This is a genomic window from Xanthobacter autotrophicus, from assembly GCF_030015065.1.
Classification (GTDB): domain Bacteria; phylum Pseudomonadota; class Alphaproteobacteria; order Rhizobiales; family Xanthobacteraceae; genus Xanthobacter; species Xanthobacter autotrophicus_D.
The window spans coordinates 1-5477 of sequence record NZ_JAIVFN010000187.1 but is presented as its reverse complement, the minus strand read 5'-3'; the positions used below and the strand labels follow the sequence as shown (position 1 = coordinate 5477).

The 5477-nt window shown below is 67.1% G+C and carries 4 protein-coding genes; 3 read left to right on the top strand and 1 reads right to left on the bottom strand.

Annotated elements, in window-relative coordinates:
* Window positions 1-63: 63 nt before the first annotated feature.
* The gene (gene ccmA, locus K9U40_RS21825) at window positions 64-678 is read right to left on the bottom strand and encodes a heme ABC exporter ATP-binding protein CcmA (RefSeq protein WP_282892216.1); all 615 of its coding nucleotides are present in this window, start codon (window positions 676-678) and stop codon (window positions 64-66) included.
* 176 nt (window positions 679-854) lie between these two features.
* Between ccmA and acnA the strand changes: the two genes are divergently transcribed.
* From acnA to K9U40_RS21810, 3 genes are all read left to right on the top strand, one after another.
* Window positions 855-3551, top strand: a complete 2697-nt coding sequence (gene acnA / locus K9U40_RS21820; RefSeq protein WP_282892215.1) for an aconitate hydratase AcnA — start codon at window positions 855-857, stop codon at window positions 3549-3551.
* Window positions 3552-3839: 288 nt separating this feature from the next.
* Complete coding sequence (locus K9U40_RS21815; RefSeq protein WP_282892214.1) at window positions 3840-4571, top strand: DUF1223 domain-containing protein; 732 nt, start codon at window positions 3840-3842, stop codon at window positions 4569-4571.
* A gap of 457 nt (window positions 4572-5028) precedes the next feature.
* Entirely contained in the window at window positions 5029-5400 is a 372-nt protein-coding gene (locus K9U40_RS21810) for a DUF2794 domain-containing protein (protein ID WP_282892213.1), read from the top strand.
* Window positions 5401-5477: the final 77 nt, after the last annotated feature.

Here is a 5477-nt window from a genome sequence, read left to right as displayed (position 1 = left end):
CTGGAGTCTCGTGGTCTCGCAGACGCGTATAAGAGACAGGTTCCAGATCCACGCCGCGCTCCATCATCCCACGCCCCCGAGCCTGAGTTCGTCCACCTCGCCAAGATCAAGCGGGGCGTGGGTGGCGGCGATCAGGATGCCGCCGGCCTGAAGATGAGCGCGGCCGAAGGCGGCAAACCGCGCCTGCGCCTTCACGTCGAGGGCGGTGGTGGGCTCGTCGAGCACCCAGACCGGCCGCTCCGAGACCAGCAGCCGCGCGATGGCGAGGCGCCGTTTCTGCCCGGCGGAGAGCACCTGTGCCCGCAGCCGGCCGAGGCCGCCGAGGCCCACCTCCTCCAGCGCCTCCTCCACCGCCATGCCGGTGGGTCCGAGCACGGTGCGCCAGAAGGCGAGGTTGGCCGCGACGCTCAGCGCGCCCTTCACTGCATCATCATGGCCGAGATAGTGGATGTATTCGCCCGCGGCCGTGTCGGCGCCGTCCCCGTCGAGGCGCACCGTCCCCGAGGTCGCCCCCAGCAGCCCCGAAAGGATGCGCAGGAGGGACGACTTGCCGGCCCCGTTCGGCCCCACCACCAGCAGCGCCCGCCCGGCCCGCGCGGTGACGTCCAGATGCTCGAACAGCAACCTGAACCCCCTGCGGCAGGCCAGCTTTTCCCCCACCAGAGCCGACACCGCCATGTTCCCGCGCCCCCTGCTTATGGTGCATTGCACATTCAATGCTGTTATCGCATGACCGCGCTTTGAAATGGCTCTATAAAGCCCCCGAACCGCGCCGTCCAAGGTGGTGAAGCCGACCGCTCCGCCAACCCTGGGGGCGCTACCTCGGTCGATCATCGAACCGGAGTTATCGCGCCGTGACATCTCTCGACAGCTTCAAGTGCCGTACAACCCTGACGGTAGACGACAAGGAATACGTCTATTACAGCCTTGAGCTGGCCGAGAAGAATGGCCTCCCCGGCGTCTCCGCGCTGCCCTTCTCCATGAAGGTGCTGCTGGAGAACATGCTGCGCTTCGAGGACGGCCGCTCCGTCACCAAGGAAGACGTGCTCTCCGTCGCCGACTGGCTGAACAATCGCGGCAAGGCGGAAAAGGAAATCGCCTACCGCCCCGCCCGCGTGCTGATGCAGGACTTCACCGGCGTGCCGGCGGTGGTGGACCTTGCCGCCATGCGCGACGCCATGGTGGCCCTGGGCGGCGACCCGGCCAAGATCAACCCGCTGGTTCCCGTGGACCTCGTCATCGACCACTCGGTGATCGTGAACTATTTCGGCAGCGACAGCGCGCTGAAGAAGAACGTGGACGAGGAATACAAGCAGAACCAGGAGCGCTACCGCTTCCTGAAGTGGGGCCAGAGCGCGTTCGACAATTTCCGCGTCGTGCCCCCGGGCACCGGCATCTGCCACCAGGTAAACCTCGAATACCTGGCGCAGACCGTGTGGACCCGCAAGGAAGAGCTGGACGGCAAGACGGTCACCGTCGCCTATCCGGATACCCTGGTGGGCACCGACTCGCACACCACCATGGTCAACGGCCTGGGCGTGCTGGGCTGGGGCGTGGGCGGCATCGAGGCGGAAGCCGCCATGCTCGGCCAGCCCATCTCCATGCTCATCCCCGAGGTGATCGGCTTCAAGCTTTCCGGCAAGCTGAAGGAAGGCATCACCGCCACCGACCTCGTGCTCACCGTCACCCAGATGCTGCGCAAGAAGGGCGTGGTGGGCAAGTTCGTGGAGTTCTACGGCTCGGGCCTGGAGCACCTGTCGCTGGCCGACCGCGCCACCATCGCCAACATGGCCCCGGAATACGGCGCCACCTGCGGCTTCTTCCCGGTGGACCGCGAGACCATCGACTATCTGGAAGAAACCGGCCGCAAGGAAAGCCGCTATGACCTGGTGGAGAAATACTCCAAGGCCCAGGGCATGTGGCGCAAGAAGGAGACCGCCGATCCGGTTTTCACCGACACGCTGGAGCTCGACCTCGACACCGTGCTGCCGTCCATGGCCGGCCCCAAGCGCCCGCAGGACCGCGTGCTGCTCTCCGAGAGCAAGGCCGGCTTCCTCGCCGCCCTGGAAGGCGAGTTCAAGAAGCCGGGTGAGGCATCCAAGCGCGTTCCCGTCGCTGGCACCGACTACAGCGTCGGCCATGGCGACGTGGTGATCGCCGCCATCACCTCCTGCACCAACACCTCCAACCCCTCGGTGCTCATCGCCGCCGGCCTGCTGGCCAAGGCCGCGGTGAAGAAGGGCCTGAAGTCCAAGCCGTGGGTGAAGACCTCGCTGGCGCCCGGCTCGCAGGTGGTCGAGGGCTATCTGAAGGCCGCCGGCCTGCAGGACGACCTCGACAAGCTCGGCTTCAACCTGGTGGGCTTCGGCTGCACCACCTGCATCGGCAATTCCGGCCCGCTGCCGGAAGCCATCTCCGAGGCGATCAACAAGAACGACCTCGTGGCCGGCGCCGTGATCTCCGGCAACCGCAACTTCGAGGGCCGCGTGAACCCCGACGTGAAGGCGAACTACCTCGCCTCCCCGCCGCTGGTGGTGGCCTATGCGCTGGCCGGCTCGCTGCAGGTGGACCTCACCACCGAGCCGCTCGGCACCGACAAGGACGGCGATCCCGTCTATCTCAAGGACATCTGGCCTTCCAACAAGGAAGTCGCCCAGTACATCCGCGAGAACGTCACCAAGAAGATGTTCAAGGAAAAGTATTCCGACGTCTTCAAGGGCGACGACAACTGGCAGAAGATCGCCATTCCCACCGGCCAGACCTACGCCTGGCAGGATACCTCCACCTACGTACAGAACCCGCCCTACTTCGTCGGCATGACGAAGAGCCCGGAGCCGGTGACTGACATCATCGACGCCCGCATCATGGGCCTGTTCCTCGATTCCATCACCACCGACCACATCTCGCCGGCCGGCTCCATCAAGCAGGCCTCCCCGGCGGGCAAGTACCTGATCGACCATCAGGTGCGCCCGGTGGACTTCAACCAGTACGGCACCCGCCGCGGCAACCATGAAGTGATGATGCGCGGCACCTTTGCCAACATCCGCATCAAGAACCAGATGGTGCCGGGCGTGGAAGGCGGCGTGACCATCCACTATCCGGACGGCGCCCAGCTGCCCATCTACGACGCGGCCATGCAGTACAAGGCCGAGGGCGTGCCGCTGGTGGTGTTCGCCGGCAAGGAATACGGCACCGGCTCGTCGCGCGACTGGGCGGCGAAGGGCACCAAGCTGCTCGGCGTGCGCGCCGTGGTGGCCCAGTCCTTCGAGCGCATCCATCGCTCGAACCTGGTGGGCATGGGCATCGTGCCGCTGGTGTTCAAGGACGGCGAGAGCTGGCAGACCCTCGGCATCAAGGGCGACGAGATCGTCACCCTCAAGGGCATCGAGGGCGACCTCAAGCCCCGCCAGATCCTGACCGCCGAGATCAAGTTCGCCGACGGCTCCGTGAAGAACGTGGACCTCATCTGCCGTATCGATACGCTGGACGAGCTCGACTACTTCCGCAACGGCGGCATCCTGCCCTACGTGCTGCGCTCGCTCGCGGCCTGATCTGCGCCGGCCTTCGCCGGTGACGAAACACGGCCGGTCCGGATTTCTCCGGGCCGGCCTTTTCATGTCCGGGCCCCTCACCGGGCCGCGCTGGAAGGTCTGGGACGCCAGAGCCCTTGCGGCCAGTCGCTTGCAGTCAGGCACCTTGAGAGACGCCCCAGCCCCGGCCCGAAGCCCTGCGGCATGCCCCGCGGGGCCAGGCCTGACACCCCATTGTGACTGGTGCCGCCCTGCCGCCTCGGTTATCTCCGAAGCCATTCCCTTTGCCGAAAGCCCCTATTGCGATCCATGACGTTCACCCGCACCACCCTCGCGCTTCTGCTTGCCCTTGCCGCCGGGCCGGCCTGGGCACAAAGCCAGCCGAAGACCGTGGTGGAGCTGTTCACCAGCCAGGGTTGCGCCTCCTGCCCGCCCGCCGACGCCCTCCTCACCGAGCTTGCCAAGGACCCGCAGGTGCTCGCCCTCACGCTGGCGGTGGACTACTGGGACTATGTGGGCTGGAAGGACACGCTGGCGCTGCACGGCCACTCCCTGCGCCAGAAGGCCTATGCCGAGCAGCGCCCGGACCGGAAGGTGTTCACGCCGCAGGTGGTGGTGGACGGCACCGTTTCCGCCAAGGGCAGCGACCGCGCCGCGCTCCAGCGCGCGGTGCTCACGGCTCGCAGCAATGGCGGCCTTGCGGTTCCGGTGTCCGTGACGCGCGACGACGACGCCATCGAGATCACGCTGCCGGAGAGCGCTGCCGCCACCGGCGGCGCGGACCTGTGGGCCTGCCCCGTGGCGCGCAGCCAGACGGTGGCCATCGGCCGCGGCGAGAATGGCGGGCGCAGCGTCACCTATTCCAACGTGGTACGGGGCTGGCTGCGCGTCGCCATCTGGCAGGGCGATGCCCGGCGCTATCGTGTCCCGCTCAAGGAGCTCGGCCGCGAGGGCGCCGACTCGGTGGCGGTGCTGGTCCAGACCGGCAGCCCGAACAGCCCCGGCCCCATCATCGGCGCCGCGTTCCTGCCCCTCGACTGACACCATCGGCCGCGGTCTTCGACAGATGCCGAACGGACTCGCTCAAGCCCGGGCGGCCGGGCGCAAAAAGAAGGCCGCCCGGAAGGCGGCCTATGGGGGTCTGATGTCGGTGCGTAGCAGTGGCCGGTTCACGCGCACCCCGGGGGGCTGGGGGGCTGGGATAGCCGGAGCGCCTCGCAAACCGGCCCTGCTACGCAAAAGAAGATCACGCCGGGCCGCGGCAGGCAATTGGCCGAATTCCGGCGAGACTGTGATTTTATTGACGTTGCCGTGATAGGTATCCTGATCCGATCAAAGCCAAAGCGACAGCCGGCTACGGAATGCCCTTGAAAGGCGTGGCGTCGAAGACGATCATGGCTTGGGACACGTCCCTTTCCGTGCCGCCGCCGTCTGACGTCCTTCCCGCGGGACAGGCAGAGGGCGGCATCCCGGCCGAGGGCGCGACAGAGGAGGCCCGATGGGAGACGTTGAACCCATAATCCTGTCGCGCCGCGGCGCCGTTCCGGTCCAGCCCGCGGCCCCATCCCCAGCCCCGCTGAGGGTCACCTTCGACCGGCGGGAACTCGACCGCATCCTCGACCTCTACGGGCGCATGGTGGCGCAGGGCGAATGGCGCGACTACGCCATCGACTTCTCGCGCGACAAGGCGGTGTTCGCCATCTACCGCCGCGCCATGGACATGCCCCTCTACCGCATCGAGAAGGACCCGCGCCTCGCCCGGCGCCAGGGCATGTATGCGGTGGTCTCCCAGACCGGCCACATCCTGAAGCGCGGCCATGAGCTGCCGCGCGTGCTCGCCATGCTGGAAAAGCCGCTGAAGGCGATCTGAGAGGGGTGGCACGCTTTTCAGGGCCACCGCTACGGGGCCCTCGCCCCCTCTCCCGCTTGCGGGGGGAGGGTTGGGGA

Coding starts and splice junctions, on each gene's coding strand:
- K9U40_RS21815 (WP_282892214.1), top strand. CDS start 3,840: ATGACGTTCACCCGCACCACCCTCGCGCTTCTGCTTGCCCTTGCCGCC.
- ccmA (WP_282892216.1), bottom strand. CDS start 678: ATGGCGGTGTCGGCTCTGGTGGGGGAAAAGCTGGCCTGCCGCAGGGGG.
- K9U40_RS21810 (WP_282892213.1), top strand. CDS start 5,029: ATGGGAGACGTTGAACCCATAATCCTGTCGCGCCGCGGCGCCGTTCCG.